Here is a 16,797-nt window from a genome sequence, read left to right on the forward strand (position 1 = left end):
CGATTATGCTAAAGACCCCTTAAGGATCCTGAAATAAATCCGGCCATTACTTTAATGTTAACCTTTCAAAAAGGGATGGGACATGAAACCGAAGAGGAGACGGAAAACAAAGAGGAACCTCCAGATCAAAAAGTTTAGACGATGTTAAAAAAACTGTGAACTTTTAAATATGAGTTCACAGTTTTTTTACTGACATTGTTATTTTACTTTTCTAAAAAATGCTACATTTTAACTGGAAAATTTAGTATGATTTTTATTAGATAGCGGTTGGGAAGGAAAAGAGGTACATATATGTTCATGAAGTGGTATTTATTTATTGTTGTTATAGTTCTAAGCAGTATTTGGGGAGGGAAACTAGAAGCAGCAGCGGCTGTAGAGCTAAAACAAAGCGAACAAAAATATGATCTGCATTCGTCTATAGATATACTACAAGATAAAGAAGGGATATGGTCTGTGGATGATGTTTCTTCTGAAGATTTTTCTGCTTCATTTACAAAAAATGTAGAAAGTATCCCTAGTTTTGGATACACGTCTTCTGTTTATTGGGTTCGTTTTCAAATAGAAAATAACACAACGATAGATGATTGGGTACTAGAAATAGCTTATCCGCCCCATGACTCTATTGAACTATATAAAATGGTAAATAATCGTCCTTTAAAAGCAGGGGAAACAGGTGATCTAAAAGAATTCTACAATAGAGATAGGAACCATCGTCATTTTACTTTTAATCTGAATCCTCCTGAAAATGAATCACTTACATATTATTTACGTTTTGAAAGTGAAGGTTCGATGCAGCTGCCCCTGACACTTTGGTCAGAAGAAGCGTTTGCGCAAAAAAACCAGATCGAATACTTAATTTTAGGATTGTATTACGGAATATCTATTGTCATGATACTATACAATCTTTTTTTGTTTTTTTCGCTGCGGCTGCATAGTTATTTATGGTATGTTCTATTTATTTTAGCTCTTACGTTCACTCACTTGACTTTAAACGGAGCAGCGTATCAATTTATATGGCCGGAAAGTCCCTGGTGGAACAATCGTGCTATTGTCTTTTTTATGGCCGCATCCAATGCATTGGCTTTTCTTTTTACGAAAAGTTTTTTAAATACTCCAGCTTACACACCTAAACTAAACCAGCTTTTTAAACTGTTTGTTCCCTTTCAATTTTTCATTATGGCTTTGTTAATGATTAGTTATAACGCGGCTTTAAACCTCGTGATGTTAAGTACCATTGTGCTTGTATTTATCGTACTTTCAGCAGCAGGATTTATTTGGAGGAAAGGGTACAGCCCTGCTCGTTATTTCTTCTTCGGCTGGATCATCTTCTTAGTTGGAGTATTTCTTTCTTCGTTAGCAGACGCAGGCTTTATTCCTATTACTTTCTTTACAAAATATGCTTCTCAAATTGGCTCTGCTTTTGAAGTCATCCTATTTTCTCTGGCTCTTGCTGATAAGTTTAATGTTTTACGAATGGAAAAAGAAAAAGCAGAAAGACGTGCAAAAGAGAGCCAGGAGTTAGCTGTAGAGCAGTTGAAAAAGACCAATCGATTAAAAGATGAATTTCTTGCAAATACCTCGCACGAGCTGCGAACACCATTAAATGGGATTATTGGTATTGCAGAGTCGGTAAGAGATGGTGCAGCAGGTCAAGTAAATACATCTTTAAAAAATAATCTGTCCATGATTATACAAAGCGGAAAACGATTGTCTCACTTAGTAAATGACTTGCTTGATTTTTCGAAATTAAAACATAAAGCCATTGAATTGCAATTCAAACCTATACGTTTAAAAGAAGCAACCGACGTAGTCTTTTTCTTATTGGAACCTCTGATGAAAGGTAAACCTATCACATTTATTAACAATATACCTCCAGATTTACCATTGGTAAAAGCAGATGAGAACAGGGTGCAGCAAATTTTGCATAACATTATTGATAATGCTATTAAATTCACCGAAACAGGGTCGATCACTGTTAGTGCTGAAAGAGAAAAGGACAGTGTGCTCATAACCGTTCAAGACACAGGGATTGGCATTAAAGGTGAGGACTTAAAAATAATATTTAACGAGTTTGAGCAAGGAAGTGATGAAAACGTAAGACAAAAAAGGGGAACTGGATTAGGTTTAAGTATTACTAAAAAGCTGATAGAGCTGCATGGCGGAACGACTTCAGTTATGTCAGAACCTAAAAAAGGTACGACTTTCCGCTTTAGCCTTCCCTTATATGATGGAGCGGTAAATAATGCAGCATTTCCACTAGCATATTATGAAAACTATAAAGAGGAAGCGGAAGTAATGGATAATTCCGTACATCTTATAATGAAGAAAAAAAACCAAGGAAGTATTTTAATTGCAGATGATGAGCCAATAAACTTGCAAGTTCTCCAAAACCATTTACGAATGGAAGGCTATGACGTAACGGCAGTAACCAATGGTGAACAATTGCTGCAAAAAGCAAAAACACACGTTTATGATTTAATCATTATTGATGTAATGATGCCTGTTTTATCTGGTTATAAAGTAAGTGAATTGTTAAGAGAAAACCATTCCTTAACAGAATTACCCATTTTAATTGTAACGGCAAGAAATGAATTAGAAGACATTGTTACGGCATTTCGTTTTGGCGCTAATGATTATTTATCAAAGCCATGTTATAAAGAGGAACTGCTGGCACGGGTGCAAACTCTTTTAACGATGCAAAAAGCTATGAAAGATACATTAACTCAAAAAGAAGCATTAAACCATGCGAATAATGAGTTAAAACTTTTAAATCATGAGCTTGAAGAAAGAGTGAAGGAAAGAACGAAAAAACTCGAATTAAAAACAAAAGAACTGCTTAGAATGGAAAAATCACGCCGTCATTTATTGTCTAATATATCACATGATTTAGGTACCCCTATGACTTCTTTACAAGGATATATTAAAGCAATGATTGATGAAGTTATTTCTGTGGATAACAAATATTATTTAAAAATGATTTATGAAAAAGTGTTATTTATTGATCGGTTGATTAGGGATTTGTATGACTTATCACGATTAGAAGCAAGACAGGTAAGCTTTCATTGGGAATATATTAATGTATCCACCTTTATTAATCAGTTTTTACCTTCGTTTGAGTCAGATGTCCGCGCGCAAAATCTTTCCTTTGCCATACAAAATTATTTTACTGCGACAAAAGAAGGAGACGCTATCTATGCTGATCTTGACCGCCTTAAGCAAGTTATGTCCAATCTCATCTATAATGCTGTAAAATATACACCAGACAAAGGTACTATCATTATTGAAGTAAACGATTCTTCTGAGCCTTCTAGACACTTTAGAGAACATGACAAAGGTAAAGAAGAAACAGCTTTCACTTTAGAAGAACCAATTCAAGATCAAAGACACGGCCGCTCGATAGTTATTGGTGTCCATGATACGGGCAGGGGAATAAATCCAGAATCTCTTCCATTTATTTTTGATCGCTTTTTTCGTGAAGATTCTTCTAGACCCTCTAGTGATGGCAATATCGGTCTCGGCCTAAACATTTGCAAAGAAATTGTTGAGTACCATGGAGGCATGATTTGGGCAGAAAGTAAAAAACAAAAAGGAAGCACGTTTTATTTTACCCTTCCTCTTCATCCGCTGATGAGAGAGCACAGCTAGATTCTCAACGTTTTATTTAAAACAATAAAATAAAATAGGAGAGTTGTTAAAATGGGGAAAGAAACGATACTAGTAGTAGAAGATGAAGAAGATATTAGAAATTTAATTCAATTATATTTGCAAAAAGATTATACAGTATTTACTTCAGTAAATGGCAAGGATGCGTTAAAGCAGATCAAAGAACAAAAACCGGACTTAGTTCTATTAGATATCCTCGTTCCCGAACTGAACGGTTTTGAAGTTTGTGCAAAATTGAGAGAAACAGATGAAGAAACACCAGTATTATTTTTAAGCGCAAAAAGAGAATTTGAAGATAAAATTCAAGGTTTAGAGTTAGGGGCAGATGACTATATTACAAAGCCTTTTGATCCTGGGGAGATGCTTGCAAGAGTAAAGGCTCACTTACGAAGAAGCCGCTTGAAAACAAATATACAGCCAAAAAAAGAGCTGTCCCGCTATTTGCAATTTGGAGATCTTTCTATTGATATAGAAGGCTATTCTGTATTTCGAAACGGCGAACCAATTCACTTATTTGCAAAAGAAATGCAGTTATTACTGTTATTAGCAAAAAATCCTCATCAAGTTTTTAGTGTAGAACAATTATATGACAATATTTGGGGGGCTAATCGGTACGGAGATTTAAAAACGGTATCAGTGCATATAAGTAAGTTGCGAAAAAAAATAGAAAAAAACCCAGCAAATCCTGAATTTATTATTACTGTAAGAGGCTTTGGCTATAAATTTCTTCCATAACAAACGTTAATTTTTCTGAATTAATTTTAAAGTTTTAACCTCATTTTAACCTGCTTCTTTTATCCTAAAATTAGACGTCCAGAACAGCCCGGCTTATAGAAATATAAATCGGAGGGGATTTTTGTGAAGAAAGAAATGGCAAAAAAGGAGTTAGATAGAGAGTGGGTAGAATTAATTAAAGCTGCAAGGGACTCAGGGTTAGAGAAAAAAGAGATTCAATTATTTTTGCAAGAGCAAGCTCTTCACAAGAAGCGTTATACTGTTTAAAGAGCCAGGATGCCAGGGGGGGCAAACAATACTTAATAGCTCGAATGAAACAGCCTTGGGCTGTTTTTTTTTGTAAGGTAAGAAATTATAAATAGTTGGCGTTTTCCATGTCTAGCGCAAGCGCCTACTCGCTCGAGATTCCTTCGGTTCGTCAATGGAAAGCAAAGATCAGCTTTCCATATGCCGCCCCTCCAGGACTTGTCGCTCGTGAGCAAGGCGCTTGCGCTTTTCTTATAAGGGACTGTTCAAAAGGTTCTTTAGGGTGTGTCGGCATCTAGCAGCTGGAATAAGCGCTGCTCTCCTGCGGGAAATAGGGCAGTGTGAAGACAGTGAAGGATTTACTCACGAGAAGGCTTAACCGCCGTCCGAAGCCAAGAAGACACTACGAGAACGGAGCAAAGAGAGTTGGAAGATGCCGCATTTGAGTCCTAGAGAAAGCAAGTATATTCCAGATGCGTTTGCCGAAAATTGACTTACAGCACAGCTCCTTACGTTATGGTTTTAATACTACTTTGATACAATCATCATGTTTTTCATCAAATATATCGTATCCTTTTTCTGCTTGATCGAGAGGAAGGCGGTGCGTAATAATATCTGTAGGATCGAACTCTTGATTTATTATTTTATTATACAACTCTGGAATGTAATGGATAATGGGTGCTTGTCCCATCTTTAACGTGATGTTCCTGGCAAAAAAATCACCTAACGGAAAGGCATTATAACGCGTACCATACACTCCTACTATACTAACTGTTCCTCCTTTTCTTACTGCCTGACTTGCCAGTACAATCGGCCCCATTGTTCCCCCTTGAAGTTTAAGGGCTGTTTCTACCATTTCAACTGCAGATTTTTTTCCATCCATTCCTACACAATCAATTACAGAATCTGCCCCTCCTTTTGTTATTTCTTTTAAATGGGTGCCTAGATGGTCCTGCTTAGAAAAATCATAGACTTCCACTTTATTTACATTTTTAGCATGGTCTAATCGATACTGGACATAATCAACTGCGATCACGCGCTTAGCCCCTTTTAACCAAGCAAACTTCTGTGCAAGCAAACCTACTGGACCGCAGCCTAGCACAATAACGGTATCATTTTTTTGCACATTTGCTTGTTCTACACCCCAATAGGCAGTTGGAATAATATCTGAAAGAAACAGAATGCTTTCGTCTTCGAGTTCGCATTCTTCTGGCACGACAAATGGAGTGAAATTTCCATAAGGAACTCTTAATAACTCTGCTTGACCGCCGGGATATCCCCCAAATGTTCCGGAATATCCGAAATATGCACCTGCCTCACCATGAGGATTTGAGTTGTCGCATTGACTCTCTAATTGGTTCTTGCAATAGTAACAATCTCCGCAAGCAATGTTAAAAGGGACAATAACTCTATCTCCTTTTTTCACTTTTGTCACATCAGGTCCCGTATCTTCAACAATTCCCATTGGCTCGTGTCCAATAATATAACCCTCCGGAAAATTAGGAACCATTCCGTGGATTAAGTGAAGGTCTGAACCACAAATAGCTGTACTTGTTATTTTTACTAGTATGTCGTCTTTTTTTTCAATTTTTGCGTTTGGAACTTCTTTTACTTTCACGTCTTTTATTCCTTGGTATGTTACGGCTTTCATATTTGCACCTCTGCTATTGGTATTTATGCATTTATATATAATTGGTACATAAGAAATGGTAGACTGTCTCCTTTTAGATAACCTTTCCTAAATGATTAGATTTATGATATTTGTAAAAAAAGCTGTTACAATAAGAATCGTTATTTGTGCTGATGACTGAAAGGAAGTGAAGAAATGAAATACAAAAAGTTAGGAAAAAGCGGTACAATTGTTTCGGAATTATGCTTAGGTACCATGACGTTTGGAAAAGGAACTTCTGAAAAAGACGCTATTCGCATGGTTCATCAGTTTCTTGATTATGGAGGAAATTTTATCGACACAGCTGACGTATACGTTGGCGGAAGATCAGAAGAAATAGTTGGGGAGGCTATTAAAGATAGACGATCCGATGTAGTACTGGCTACAAAAGTTCGGATGAAAGTAGGAGAAAATCCGAATGATGTTGGATACTCACGTAAACGTGTGGTGGAAGGGGTTGAACAAAGTCTTAAACGACTTAAAACAGATTATATTGATCTCTATCAGCTGCATGTATGGGATCATCTTACCCCAATAGAGGAAACACTCCGAACGCTTGATGATCTCATTTCTTCTGGGAAAGTTAGATACATTGGCTGCTCTAATTTTTTGGCCTGGCAGTTAATGAAATCTTTGTCGGTTAGTGAACAAAAAAATGCAGCCAAATTCATTACCATTCAGCCGCAATATAGTTTACTGCACCGGGAAATGGATAGGGAAGTGGTTTCTCTTTGTCAAGAGGAAGGGATAGGGATTCTTCCGTGGGCTCCGCTTGGAGGGGGGTTCTTAACAGGAAAATACGATTCTTTACATAAGCCAGATCAAGAGTGGCGATTAGTTACAGCAGGGCCGGGTGAATACTATTGGGAAAATAAAGCGCTTGAGAGAAATTTTATCATTCTTGAGAAAGTAAAAAAGATAGCAGCTGAGATTGATAAGACGCCGGCTCAGGTTGCACTAAATTGGCTGTTAATGAAAGAAGGCATCACATCGCCAATTTTTGGAGCAAGAACCCTAGAACAATTTGAAGAAAATATAAACGCTGCTGGATGGAGGTTAAGCGAAGAACACTTTGAAGAACTAGATCAGATTAGTGCGCTGCCTCCGGAATATCCTAATCGATTTATTGAAAAATTTAAAAGAGACATTTAAACAGATTGAGAAGGGGGAAGCTCCCTTCTCATTTTTCTTCTGTCCATTTTTTAATGAGCGGTCCATCTTTACCAAAAACAGGGTCAAGCTCTGGCAGGGGGACATTTTTAATGACCTCCAACACTTCTGGTCTTTCCTTTCGTTCTCCGGTTTTAAGATTATAATTTGATCCATTCGGATACGCACCAGTTATTCGAAAATCGAAACTAGAACTCATCTTTTTGTGGCCGGTTCCGGCAGGAAGAACGATAACGTCTCCTGCTTTTAAATCAAAAGTAGTACCTTTTTTGCCGCCGAGTTTGATGCGGACAGAACCTTTCAAAACGCCTAGTACTTCATGAGAGTTGCTGTGATAGTGGTGATAATCTAATACATCTCCTCTCCAGCTGTTTTTCCAATTGTTATGATAAAAGGTATCTTGGCATGCTTCAGGTTCATCAGCAAATACTGCTGAATACAAAAGGACCGGCAAATTTTCATTATTTGGTATGCTGCCATCATCTGTAAAAGTCATAGAGGTGATTTTTTGTTTTTTCACGTTCATCCCTCCTAGGTCTTCAGCTATTTCTTTATATATCCTTCGTTGTTATTGATTAAATGAATTATACCTTCAAAACTGCTCCGTCTAGGCGTTTTATCCCGCGCAAATCTGCCAGTTCTTTTACTAATTGCAGGGCGGCTTTATCTTTTTGCTTCGCTTCTACCATTATATCCAAAGATTGTCCGTATTGTTTTATAGCATCGATAAGAGGAAGGATAAATGCAAGATCTACATAATCGGCATGACTTCTGTAGGCTGCTTCAGATTTTGGCGAAGAAACATGAATTTTTGGAGGATGCGGTGTATGTTTCCATGTTTTAAATACACGTGGCAAAATCATTTCAAGGTTTTCGGATGAATGCCGATTTGCCTTGTAGTGATGAAAATCAAACATACAAGGGATGTTTTCTGTTTCACAGATATCTAATACTTCAAAAGCCGTGTAGGTTTTATCATCATTTTCAAGAGTCATCTGTTTTTTTATGGGAAGCGGCAGCTGCTGAAGATTCGTATAAAACCGATTAACAGCAGCACTTTTATCACCATATGCTCCACCGACATGAAGATTAATGTAAGCTTCTGTTGATAAATTCATGGCATCTAACAAATGGTAATGATATTTCATGTCGTTTACTGCGTTCGCTGTAATATACGGCTTATCGCTTGTGAAAAGGGTGAATTGATTAGGATGAAAGCTTGTTCGAATGCCATGTTGTTTAACAAGCCCTCCTATTTCCTTATAAAGAGAGGAAAAGGGTGAAAGATAGTCCCACTCGACTTCCTGATGAGTAGCAAGAGGGACAAGTGATGATGAAAATCGATATAGTTTAATGCCGTGTGCAATATTAAAATGCAGGGCGCGTATGGTATGTTCAAGGTTTTTCTTTGTAATATTATACAACGCTCTTTTTCTTTCCTGATCATTCATTTTTTTCCAGCGGCTAAAAGTCAGTGTTTTTGCAGGTGAAGTATTCCAAAGCGAGGTGGCGTGAGCAACATAACCAAGTCGAATAATCATTGCTTCTCTATTTCCTCGGACACCACAAAAGCCAGGTCGTCATTACCAAACAAGGACAAGACCCCTAGCAACGTTTCATTTGATATGTCTTCTGATTCTTCTTTAGGTACCGTTAAATCAATAGCTTGCTCAAGCTGAGGATTATTGCCTTGGTCTGGATAAGCTTTCAGATAGAGCTCCTGAGGATTTAAATGATGGTTAACGCACCACTGAGCAAAAACTAATATCATCATCTTTTCATCCTGCTGGTAGCTTTTAATAATTTTATCTTCAACTTCTTTTTGATTCATTTTATTATTTCCTCCGTAATTTTTATGAGTGTATGTCTATAGTAAAGGACAATATATTCGTTTACAAATACAAATCACTCCTTCGTTCATATTCCCATAAGCATTGAGACATAGTAACAATACGGAGGGATAAGAAATGAAAATACTGCGCTATATGCTCACGCTTACGATATTATTTTCTTTTCTATTACCGGAAACCACTTTAATCTTTTCCGAAGACTCGGAAGTTTTTGCATCAAAAAACAAAACAGTTTGGTTTGATGACGATGATGATCTGGCTCTTTTTACGGAATCTCATGCCACACTTGATTTTCATTTTTTAGATGTCGGGCAAGGAGATAGTACGTTAATTGTTTCTGATTCAGGTGCTGCTATGTTAATTGATGGAGGTAAACCAGAATGCGGCAAAGAAATAGTACGTTATTTGAAAGATGCCGGGGTAGAAAAATTAGAGTGGGTTGTTGCTACTCACCCTGATATCGATCACATAGGCGGTCTAGTTGAAGTATTAGAAGAAATGGACGTAGAAAAAGTATTAGACAGCGGAAGAGAACATGACACGAAAACCTATCAAAAATATAGGAAAATAATCAAGGATAAAAATATAGATTTCTTTCTAGCCGAAGAAGGAGAGCGTGTAAAAACAAAACTGGCCGATCAAGTAAACGTACTAAATGCTTATTCAGATAGTGACGTGCGAAACGATTCCTCCATCGTGCTTCAGTTTGTGTATAACGATACGAACGTATTGTTAACTGGAGACGCGACAGTAGTAAATGAAAAAGATATGATGAAAAAGTATGACGTGGAAGCAGACATTATAAAAGTAGCTCATCATGGGTCGCTTACTTCAACTGGAAGGAAATTTATAGAAAAAGTCGCCCCGGAAATAGCTATTATTCCGTTCGATAAAAAAAATACATTTGGCCACCCTAATGCTAGTGTATTAAATCGTTTGAGAAACACGGGTGCAGATATATATACGACGGAACATTCTGGTCATATTTTAGTCTCTTTGTATAAAGAGAATATGTACATTTCAAAGAAACCTTGGGAAGGAAAAGGTAGAAAATTTCCAACACCCGTACCAAGGATCCACATGACCAATGAACAAACCTACAAAATAGATAAACCAGTAAATATTAACACAGCTTCTAAAAAAGAAATAGCAAAACTTCCGAATATAAGTCCGGCAGCTGCAGAATTAGTGGTGGAATTTAGAGACGAAAACGGGCCTTTTCGCACAAAAGAAGATTTAATCAAAGTAAGCGGGATTGGAAGATATACGTATAAAAAAATAAATAAATATATTACAACCTGAGCTGACTTGTCCTGTAATCTTTTTTCTTTTTATAAAACTGGTTATTTATTTTCTTATAAAAAAATACGGTTAGATAAGAAGAAAAAATGACAGGAGGACGAGTCTGTGCAAATACATGTAGTTGCTCCAGGTGAATCCCTATGGGTTATTGCTCAAAGGTATAATGTTCCGTATAACACGATTTCTCAAGCCAATCAGCTTCCTAACCCTGATCAATTAGTAGTAGGTCAAGCGCTTGTTATTCCTATTGAAGGACGTATTCATTGGGTACAGCCAGGAGAGAATGTTTGGCACGTTAGTCAGCGCTATCAAACACCTGTAAAAGAAATTTTAAGAAGAAATAGACTGCCGTTCCCACAATATATTCCTACTGGTTATCCGCTCTATATTTTAAATGAGTTCAGACAAAAACCATCAGTTGATGTTGGCGCTTATATTGATTTGCAAATAACAGGTGATGAGTCTCAGTCCGTCATAAATGAAATCGGTCAACATTTAACTTTTTTACAAGTATTTAGTTATCATATGAATGACGATGGGACTCTTACTTCTATTGAGGATCAGCCAATCATTAACACAGCTTATGAAAATGAGATTGTACCTTTAATGGTGATCACCAATATTGAAGAGGGCGAGTTTAGTACAGAGCTGGCTACTACGGTTTTAGGAAGTGAAGACTTACAGAACAAGCTCCTAGATGAAGCGCTGGCTACAATGGAGGAAAAAGGGTATTTAGGGTTGGATTTCGATTTGGAATATTTAGGGGCTGAAAATAGAGAACCTTACAATAATTTAATGAGAAAAGCAAAAGAGCGGCTGGATGAAAAAGGTTATTTCCTATCTAGTGCGCTTGCTCCTCAAGTGGAACCTGGGATGCCTGGAGTGTTATATGAAGGACATGATTTTGAAACGCATGGAGAGATTGCTGATTTTGTATTTTTAATGACTTATGAATGGGGCTGGACAGGAGGTCCGCCGATGGCAGTTGCTCCTATTAATGAAGTAAGGCGGGTTATTGAATATGCTGTTTCTGTCATGCCAAGCGATAAAATTATGATGGGAATTCCTTTGTACGGATATAACTGGACGCTGCCATATGTAGAAGGTGAGACACAAGCGGAATCCATTGATCATCAGCAGGCAATTGAGTTAGCTGTTAAATATAATGCTGCTATAGAGTATGATCAAGAAGCTCAATCTCCTTTTTTTAAATATTATGATGAACAAGGGAACGAACATGAGGTATGGTTTGATGATGCGAGAAGCATTCAAGCTAAATTTGACCTTATCAAAGAGTTTGATTTACGAGGGTTTTATTATTGGGTTCTCGGTTGGGAATTTCCGCAAAACTGGCTGCTTTTAGAGGATAACTTTAATGTAAACAAACGAGTATAGGAAAATGCATGAAAATAAAGGATAAGAACATATTAAGGGAGACAACATTACAAGGAGGTAGAAGGAACAAATGGCTCGAATTGGAGTGGAAGAATCCCTTACTGATGTTCAACAGCAATTACAAGAACAAGGACATGAAGTGGTTACATTAAGGCAGGAATCAGATGCAGACGGCTGTGATTGCTGCGTTATTACTGGCCAGGATCAAAACATGATGAATATGCAAAATACAGCGCTTGAAGGGTCTGTTATCAACGCCCACGGTTTCAATTCCAATGAGATTTGTGAGCAAGTAGAACAAAAACTTCACCAATAAGAGTGAATGAAAGCCCGGTCATCTGTGATTGAAAGATGGCCGGTTTTTTTGTATTTTAAGAAAGTTTAACATTATTAAAGGGTTAAAGTATCGAAAAAATAAGGCTTTCGCCATTAAGGACTTGGCGACAAGCCAAGTAATTATAAAATTTCACGCACCGTATTAAACTCAAAAAATAAAAATCATTTGACTAACTAAATTGTTAACTATAAAATATAATTTGTTAACAAAAGAAATTAATTTCTGGAAAGGTTGTTGTTGCTAACAATGGAGAAACTCTACAGCGTTCGAATGAGAGCAGCGGTTGGAGGTGCTCATGAGAAAGGGGGAAAACATATTTCCGGTGGAGAGAGTCTGGCGTCTGAAACAGAATTACAAGAAAAAGCTGATTATTTACTTAAAAAAGCATTTTTACATCAGCGGGGAAAGCCAGATTTTTTTAATCTTGTGATCGAAGATGTGAAGGAGCCAGTCTGCTGCAGTGAACCTCTGCTTGTCTCCACATATAAAGTAAAAGATGCTAAAGATGGCAGAAGTACTGCAAAATATCTTTTACAACAATGCGGATTGACCAATGCAGTGATAAACAAAGCGTTTAACATTCTTGCTAGTAACTTTCATGTTCGCGGAGCTATTCTTATTGATGCTAAAACGGGAAAACGTATTGATAATCGGGATGATCAAGGAGTACGTGTGTCTCAGCTTGATTGGAGACAAAATGATTTTAAAAATTGGTGTGAATTCCATAAAATACATGAAAACTTTCGCCTGAAAGAAGCATTAACTTTAGCTGCAAAAGTATGCAGACATTCTGCAACCATTGCCGAACTTTGCTGGAGCGATGATCCAAATTACATAACGGGTTATATAGCTAGTCCAAAAAGAGGATATGAACGAATCACTAAAATGAAAGAAAAAGGGGATGAAAGAGGCGGGCGGCTGTTATTTATAGACCATGTTCAAGACGTCGATGCCTATGTTTACTATTTAGAAAAAAAACCTTTTATGATAAGAAACGGAGGAGAATAAAATGAATTTAATAGAAAAAAGCAAGCAGCATTTATGGCTTCCATTTACACAAATGAAAGACTATGATGAAAATCCACTAATTATTGAAAGTGGCGATGGTATTAAAGTGAAGGATACGAGCGGAAAAGAATATTATGATGCCTTTTCTTCTGTGTGGTTAAACGTCCATGGCCATCGAAAAAAAGAATTAGATCAGGCGATTATTTCTCAATTAGATAAAATCGCCCACTCCACGTTACTTGGTATGACCAATGTTCCTGCGACAGAGCTTGCTGAAAAGCTAGTTGAAATCGCTCCTCCTGCTTTATCGAGAGTGTTCTATTCAGACAGTGGCGCAGAAGCAGTAGAAATTGCTGTGAAAATGGCATTTCAATATTGGCAGAACCTTGGCCAAACAAAAAAACAAAAATTTATTTCAGTAAAAAATGGCTATCACGGAGATACAATTGGGGCAGTTAGTGTAGGATCGATTGATATATTTCACAATATTTACGGTCCTCTAATGTTTGAAAATTATCATACGCCCGTCCCAAATGTGTACCGCCATCCGAGTGAAGATCCTGTTCAGTGTTCGGAAGAATGTTTAGAAAATTTGGAAAAACTTTTAGCGGAAAACCATGAAAGTATTGCAGGGTTAACTGTTGAAGCAATGGTACAAGGAGCGGGCGGAATGATTGTTATGCCTGAAGGGTTTTTATCTGGTGTTCGTAAGCTTTGCAGTAAATATGATGTATTGATGATTGTTGATGAAGTGGCAACGGGCTTCGGCCGGACAGGAAAAATGTTTGCTTGTGAACATGAAGCAGTGGAACCGGATTTAATGGCAGCAGGCAAAGGACTTACCGGAGGATATTTACCAATTGCAGTAACCTTTACGACCGAAAAAATTTACAAAGCTTTCTATGATGATTATGAAAATTTAAAAACATTTTTCCATGGCCATTCTTATACTGGAAATCAGCTTGGCTGTGCTGTGGCATTAGAAAACCTCCGATTATTTGAAAAAGATTGGATAGTTGAACAAGTAGCTGATAAAACAGACTTTTTGAGAGAATTACTTGAAAATATAAAAGAACTCGACCATGTAGGGGATGTTCGGCAGCTTGGCTTTATGTGCGGAATTGAACTGGTTCTGGATAAGACTACGAAAGAATCTTTTCCTTTTGAAAGCAGAACTGGCTATAAAACATCGTTAAAAATGAGAGAACTGGGCTTATTAACACGACCAATGGGAGATGTAGCTGTTTTTATGCCGCCATTAGTCAGTACGAAATCCGAACTTAATAAAATGACAGCTATTATGAAAGAAGCGATTGAGACGGTGACAAAAGAGGAGGTGCAGCGTCTTGATCAAACCGGCGTATAGGTGGGCCGATCAACAAATAAACGATCTTAAAAAAAGCGGACTATATCGTCATTTACGAACGAGTGAAAGTGGTCCTGCTTCAACAGTTGAAATTGAAGGCAAAGAAATGCTTATGGTGTCATCTAATAACTATTTAGGATTAGCAGCAGATCAAAGGCTTATAATGGAAGCATCCAAGGTGATGCAGCAGTTTGGAGTAGGAAGTACGGGCTCAAGACTAACTACTGGTAATTCTACGTGGCATGAAAAGTTAGAAAAGCGGATAGCTGCTTTTAAAAAAGAAGAGGCTGCTATTGTATTTTCAAGCGGATATCTTGCTAATGTTGGCGTTATCTCTGCTTTAGCACAGGACGGCGATATTATTTTAAGTGATGAATTAAATCATGCTAGTTTGATTGACGGCTGCCGTCTAAGTAAAGCGAAAACAATGGTTTACCGGCATGTGGACATGAATGATTTGAAAAAAAAGCTGCAGCTGGCGCGCAATAATCAAAATAAGTTTATTGTGACAGACAGTGTGTTCAGCATGGATGGCAATCTTGCGCCCTTACCTGAAATAAAAGAATTAGCGGACGAATATAACGCCTTTATCATTGTCGATGATGCGCACGCTACTGGAGTCTTAGGAGAAAATGGAAGAGGAAGCACAGAACATTTTCATGTTGATGTTGATATTACTATTGGAACGCTTAGTAAAACTATTGGTACAGAGGGTGGATTTGCTGCAGGTTCTTTTCCTATCATAGAGCTATTGCGCAACAAAGCACGTTCTTTTATTTTTCAAACAGCTCTGCCGCCGGGAATGGTTGCAGCCGCCATAAAATCAATCGACATTATTGAACAGGAAAAATCGTTACTCTATTCTCTAAGGACTAACATAAAAAAGCTCCAAAAACAGCTTGCTGAAATAGGTTTTGTTACAATGCCAACCCCGACTCCTATCATACCTGTGTTGATTGGAGAAGCACAAAAGACAGTTGCATTTTCTAAGCAGCTTGAAAGAGAAGGAGTTTTTGCCCCAGCGATCAGGCCTCCTACTGTGCCAGAAGGAAAAAGCAGAATTAGGTTAACGGTAATGGCTTCTCACACCGACAATGACATTCAACAAGTTTGCCAGGCTTTTTATACAACTGGCAAAAACATGGGGGTAATATAAATGACAAAAAATGGTATTTTCGTAACAGGAACGGACACTGACGTAGGTAAAACATTTGTAGCTTCAGGGGTTGCAGCTGCTCTGCGGCAGCAAGGAACAGACGTTGGCGTCTTTAAACCAATGTTAAGCGGTATAAAAAGAGAGAATCCTAACAGCGATAGCTTTCTATTAAAACAAATGGCTGGAGATGAAAATGCCTTACAAGACATCACTCCTTTTGTTTTCGAAGAGGCTCTAGCTCCTTACCTTGCAGCGAAACGGGCCGGTGTTTTTGTGAAGTTAGAAGATATAATAAAAAAATGGAGAAATATTCAAGCAGATCATTCATTCTTTATTGTAGAAGGAGCTGGCGGCATCACTGTGCCTTATGGGGAAGAATATTTAGTAAGCGATGTTGCAAAAGAAATAGGTTTTCCTATTTTAGTAGTAGCCAGAGCTGGTTTAGGTACAGTCAATCACACCATTTTAACTGTAGAACATGCCCGCTGTAAAGGTTTAGAGGTCGCTGGTGTTGTTATTAATGGGTTCAAAGAACAAGGGGATGATCTTGCTTCAAAAACTAACCCCAAACTGATTGAAAAATTTGCTCAAGTGCCTGTGCTAGGAGTGGTGCCATGGGCAGAGAATCTCAATAAAGCGGAAATGGCTGCCTTTTTTAAGAAACATGTGAAGCTTTCTTCGATAGAGTATCATGGAGAAAAGGGCAAGCCGAGCACCATCCCTTTTTTTGCTTAAATGGGTTACCAATTAATTCCTGTTTATTTTCATTAGTTCAAGATAGTTAGAAATCCTGCGAATAATCGAGTATTTGAAAGAAAACTCATTCACACAGAGGGAGTTTTTCTAACAATGATAGGAAAGAATAAAATTCTAGCATGGATTAATCTCGACGTCGTCAAA

The 16,797-nt window shown here is 37.6% G+C and carries 16 protein-coding genes and 1 pseudogene; 13 read left to right on the plus strand and 4 right to left on the minus strand.

What is annotated here, in order from left to right:
- Nucleotides 1-21 precede the first annotated feature (21 nt).
- The 5 genes and pseudogenes from FZF09_RS09005 to FZF09_RS09025 form a co-directional block, all read left to right on the plus strand.
- Nucleotides 22-138, plus strand: a pseudogene (locus FZF09_RS09005) (DUF1641 domain-containing protein); the annotation flags it as partial.
- Nucleotides 139-291: 153 nt separating this feature from the next.
- Entirely contained in the window at nt 292-3,645 is a 3,354-nt protein-coding gene (locus FZF09_RS09010) for an ATP-binding protein (protein WP_158736268.1), read from the plus strand.
- Nucleotides 3,646-3,696: 51 nt separating this feature from the next.
- Nucleotides 3,697-4,398, plus strand: a complete 702-nt coding sequence (locus FZF09_RS09015; RefSeq protein WP_158736269.1) for a response regulator transcription factor — start codon at nt 3,697-3,699, stop codon at nt 4,396-4,398.
- A gap of 123 nt (nt 4,399-4,521) precedes the next feature.
- A complete protein-coding gene (sinI, locus tag FZF09_RS09020) occupies nt 4,522-4,665 on the plus strand; it encodes a DNA-binding anti-repressor SinI (protein WP_233269457.1) in 144 nt (47 codons plus the stop codon).
- Nucleotides 4,666-4,772: 107 nt separating this feature from the next.
- Complete coding sequence (locus FZF09_RS09025; protein WP_158736270.1) at nt 4,773-4,943, plus strand: hypothetical protein; 171 nt, start codon at nt 4,773-4,775, stop codon at nt 4,941-4,943.
- A 215-nt stretch (nt 4,944-5,158) separates the two neighbouring features.
- Here FZF09_RS09025 and FZF09_RS09030 read toward each other — a convergent pair whose 3' ends face one another.
- Nucleotides 5,159-6,295 carry a zinc-dependent alcohol dehydrogenase gene (locus tag FZF09_RS09030; RefSeq protein ID WP_158736271.1) on the minus strand — a complete coding sequence of 379 codons (1,137 nt, stop codon included), beginning with the start codon at nt 6,293-6,295 and terminating at the stop codon, nt 5,159-5,161.
- A gap of 174 nt (nt 6,296-6,469) precedes the next feature.
- Between FZF09_RS09030 and FZF09_RS09035 the strand changes: the two genes are divergently transcribed.
- Nucleotides 6,470-7,465, plus strand: a complete 996-nt coding sequence (locus FZF09_RS09035; RefSeq protein ID WP_158736272.1) for an aldo/keto reductase — start codon at nt 6,470-6,472, stop codon at nt 7,463-7,465.
- A gap of 28 nt (nt 7,466-7,493) precedes the next feature.
- Here FZF09_RS09035 and FZF09_RS09040 read toward each other — a convergent pair whose 3' ends face one another.
- Genes FZF09_RS09040 through FZF09_RS09050 form a run of 3 tightly spaced genes read right to left on the minus strand, consistent with a single transcriptional unit; the run spans nt 7,494 to nt 9,314 of the window.
- Nucleotides 7,494-8,009: a cupin domain-containing protein gene (locus tag FZF09_RS09040; protein WP_158736273.1), complete on the minus strand. Its 516-nt coding sequence runs from the start codon at nt 8,007-8,009 to the stop codon at nt 7,494-7,496.
- A gap of 58 nt (nt 8,010-8,067) precedes the next feature.
- Complete coding sequence (gene uvsE / locus FZF09_RS09045; protein ID WP_158736274.1) at nt 8,068-9,024, minus strand: UV DNA damage repair endonuclease UvsE; 957 nt, start codon at nt 9,022-9,024, stop codon at nt 8,068-8,070.
- The gene (locus tag FZF09_RS09050; RefSeq protein ID WP_158736275.1) at nt 9,021-9,314 is read right to left on the minus strand and encodes a hypothetical protein; all 294 of its coding nucleotides are present in this window, start codon (nt 9,312-9,314) and stop codon (nt 9,021-9,023) included. Before FZF09_RS09050 ends, uvsE begins: the two co-directional genes overlap by 4 nt.
- Before the next feature lie 136 nt (nt 9,315-9,450).
- Here FZF09_RS09050 and FZF09_RS09055 point away from each other — a divergent pair, with 136 nt between their 5' ends.
- The 7 genes from FZF09_RS09055 (at nt 9,451) to bioD (ending at nt 16,632) form a co-directional block, all read left to right on the plus strand.
- Nucleotides 9,451-10,635: an MBL fold metallo-hydrolase gene (locus tag FZF09_RS09055; protein ID WP_158736276.1), complete on the plus strand. Its 1,185-nt coding sequence runs from the start codon at nt 9,451-9,453 to the stop codon at nt 10,633-10,635.
- Nucleotides 10,636-10,740: 105 nt separating this feature from the next.
- Nucleotides 10,741-12,030, plus strand: coding sequence for a glycosyl hydrolase family 18 protein (locus FZF09_RS09060; protein WP_158736277.1), 1,290 nt, complete (start codon nt 10,741-10,743; stop codon nt 12,028-12,030).
- 70 nt (nt 12,031-12,100) lie between these two features.
- On the plus strand, nt 12,101-12,346 hold the full coding sequence (locus FZF09_RS09065; RefSeq protein ID WP_158736278.1) for a YkuS family protein: 246 nt from the start codon (nt 12,101-12,103) through the stop codon (nt 12,344-12,346).
- 267 nt (nt 12,347-12,613) lie between these two features.
- Nucleotides 12,614-13,375, plus strand: a complete 762-nt coding sequence (locus FZF09_RS09070; protein ID WP_158736279.1) for a 6-carboxyhexanoate--CoA ligase — start codon at nt 12,614-12,616, stop codon at nt 13,373-13,375.
- 1 nt (nt 13,376) lies between these two features.
- Nucleotides 13,377-14,741 carry an adenosylmethionine--8-amino-7-oxononanoate transaminase gene (gene bioA / locus FZF09_RS09075; protein WP_158736280.1) on the plus strand — a complete coding sequence of 455 codons (1,365 nt, stop codon included), beginning with the start codon at nt 13,377-13,379 and terminating at the stop codon, nt 14,739-14,741.
- A complete protein-coding gene (gene bioF / locus FZF09_RS09080) occupies nt 14,722-15,897 on the plus strand; it encodes an 8-amino-7-oxononanoate synthase (RefSeq protein ID WP_233269458.1) in 1,176 nt (391 codons plus the stop codon). The genes bioA and bioF overlap by 20 nt, the downstream gene beginning before the upstream one ends.
- On the plus strand, nt 15,898-16,632 hold the full coding sequence (gene bioD, locus FZF09_RS09085; RefSeq protein WP_158736281.1) for a dethiobiotin synthase: 735 nt from the start codon (nt 15,898-15,900) through the stop codon (nt 16,630-16,632).
- The last annotated feature ends 165 nt before the right edge of the window (nt 16,633-16,797 follow it).

The sequence above is a fragment of the Alteribacillus sp. YIM 98480 genome, assembly GCF_009765375.1.
In the GTDB taxonomy this organism is placed as follows: domain Bacteria; phylum Bacillota; class Bacilli; order Bacillales; family Marinococcaceae; genus Alteribacillus.

Coding starts and splice junctions, on each gene's coding strand:
- FZF09_RS09010 (WP_158736268.1), top strand. CDS start 292: ATGTTCATGAAGTGGTATTTATTTATTGTTGTTATAGTTCTAAGCAGT.
- FZF09_RS09015 (WP_158736269.1), top strand. CDS start 3,697: ATGGGGAAAGAAACGATACTAGTAGTAGAAGATGAAGAAGATATTAGA.
- FZF09_RS09025 (WP_158736270.1), top strand. CDS start 4,773: ATGTCTAGCGCAAGCGCCTACTCGCTCGAGATTCCTTCGGTTCGTCAA.
- FZF09_RS09030 (WP_158736271.1), bottom strand. CDS start 6,295: ATGAAAGCCGTAACATACCAAGGAATAAAAGACGTGAAAGTAAAAGAA.
- FZF09_RS09035 (WP_158736272.1), top strand. CDS start 6,470: ATGAAATACAAAAAGTTAGGAAAAAGCGGTACAATTGTTTCGGAATTA.
- FZF09_RS09040 (WP_158736273.1), bottom strand. CDS start 8,009: ATGAACGTGAAAAAACAAAAAATCACCTCTATGACTTTTACAGATGAT.
- uvsE (WP_158736274.1), bottom strand. CDS start 9,024: ATGATTATTCGACTTGGTTATGTTGCTCACGCCACCTCGCTTTGGAAT.
- FZF09_RS09050 (WP_158736275.1), bottom strand. CDS start 9,314: ATGAATCAAAAAGAAGTTGAAGATAAAATTATTAAAAGCTACCAGCAG.
- FZF09_RS09055 (WP_158736276.1), top strand. CDS start 9,451: ATGAAAATACTGCGCTATATGCTCACGCTTACGATATTATTTTCTTTT.
- FZF09_RS09065 (WP_158736278.1), top strand. CDS start 12,101: ATGGCTCGAATTGGAGTGGAAGAATCCCTTACTGATGTTCAACAGCAA.
- FZF09_RS09070 (WP_158736279.1), top strand. CDS start 12,614: ATGGAGAAACTCTACAGCGTTCGAATGAGAGCAGCGGTTGGAGGTGCT.
- bioA (WP_158736280.1), top strand. CDS start 13,377: ATGAATTTAATAGAAAAAAGCAAGCAGCATTTATGGCTTCCATTTACA.
- bioD (WP_158736281.1), top strand. CDS start 15,898: ATGACAAAAAATGGTATTTTCGTAACAGGAACGGACACTGACGTAGGT.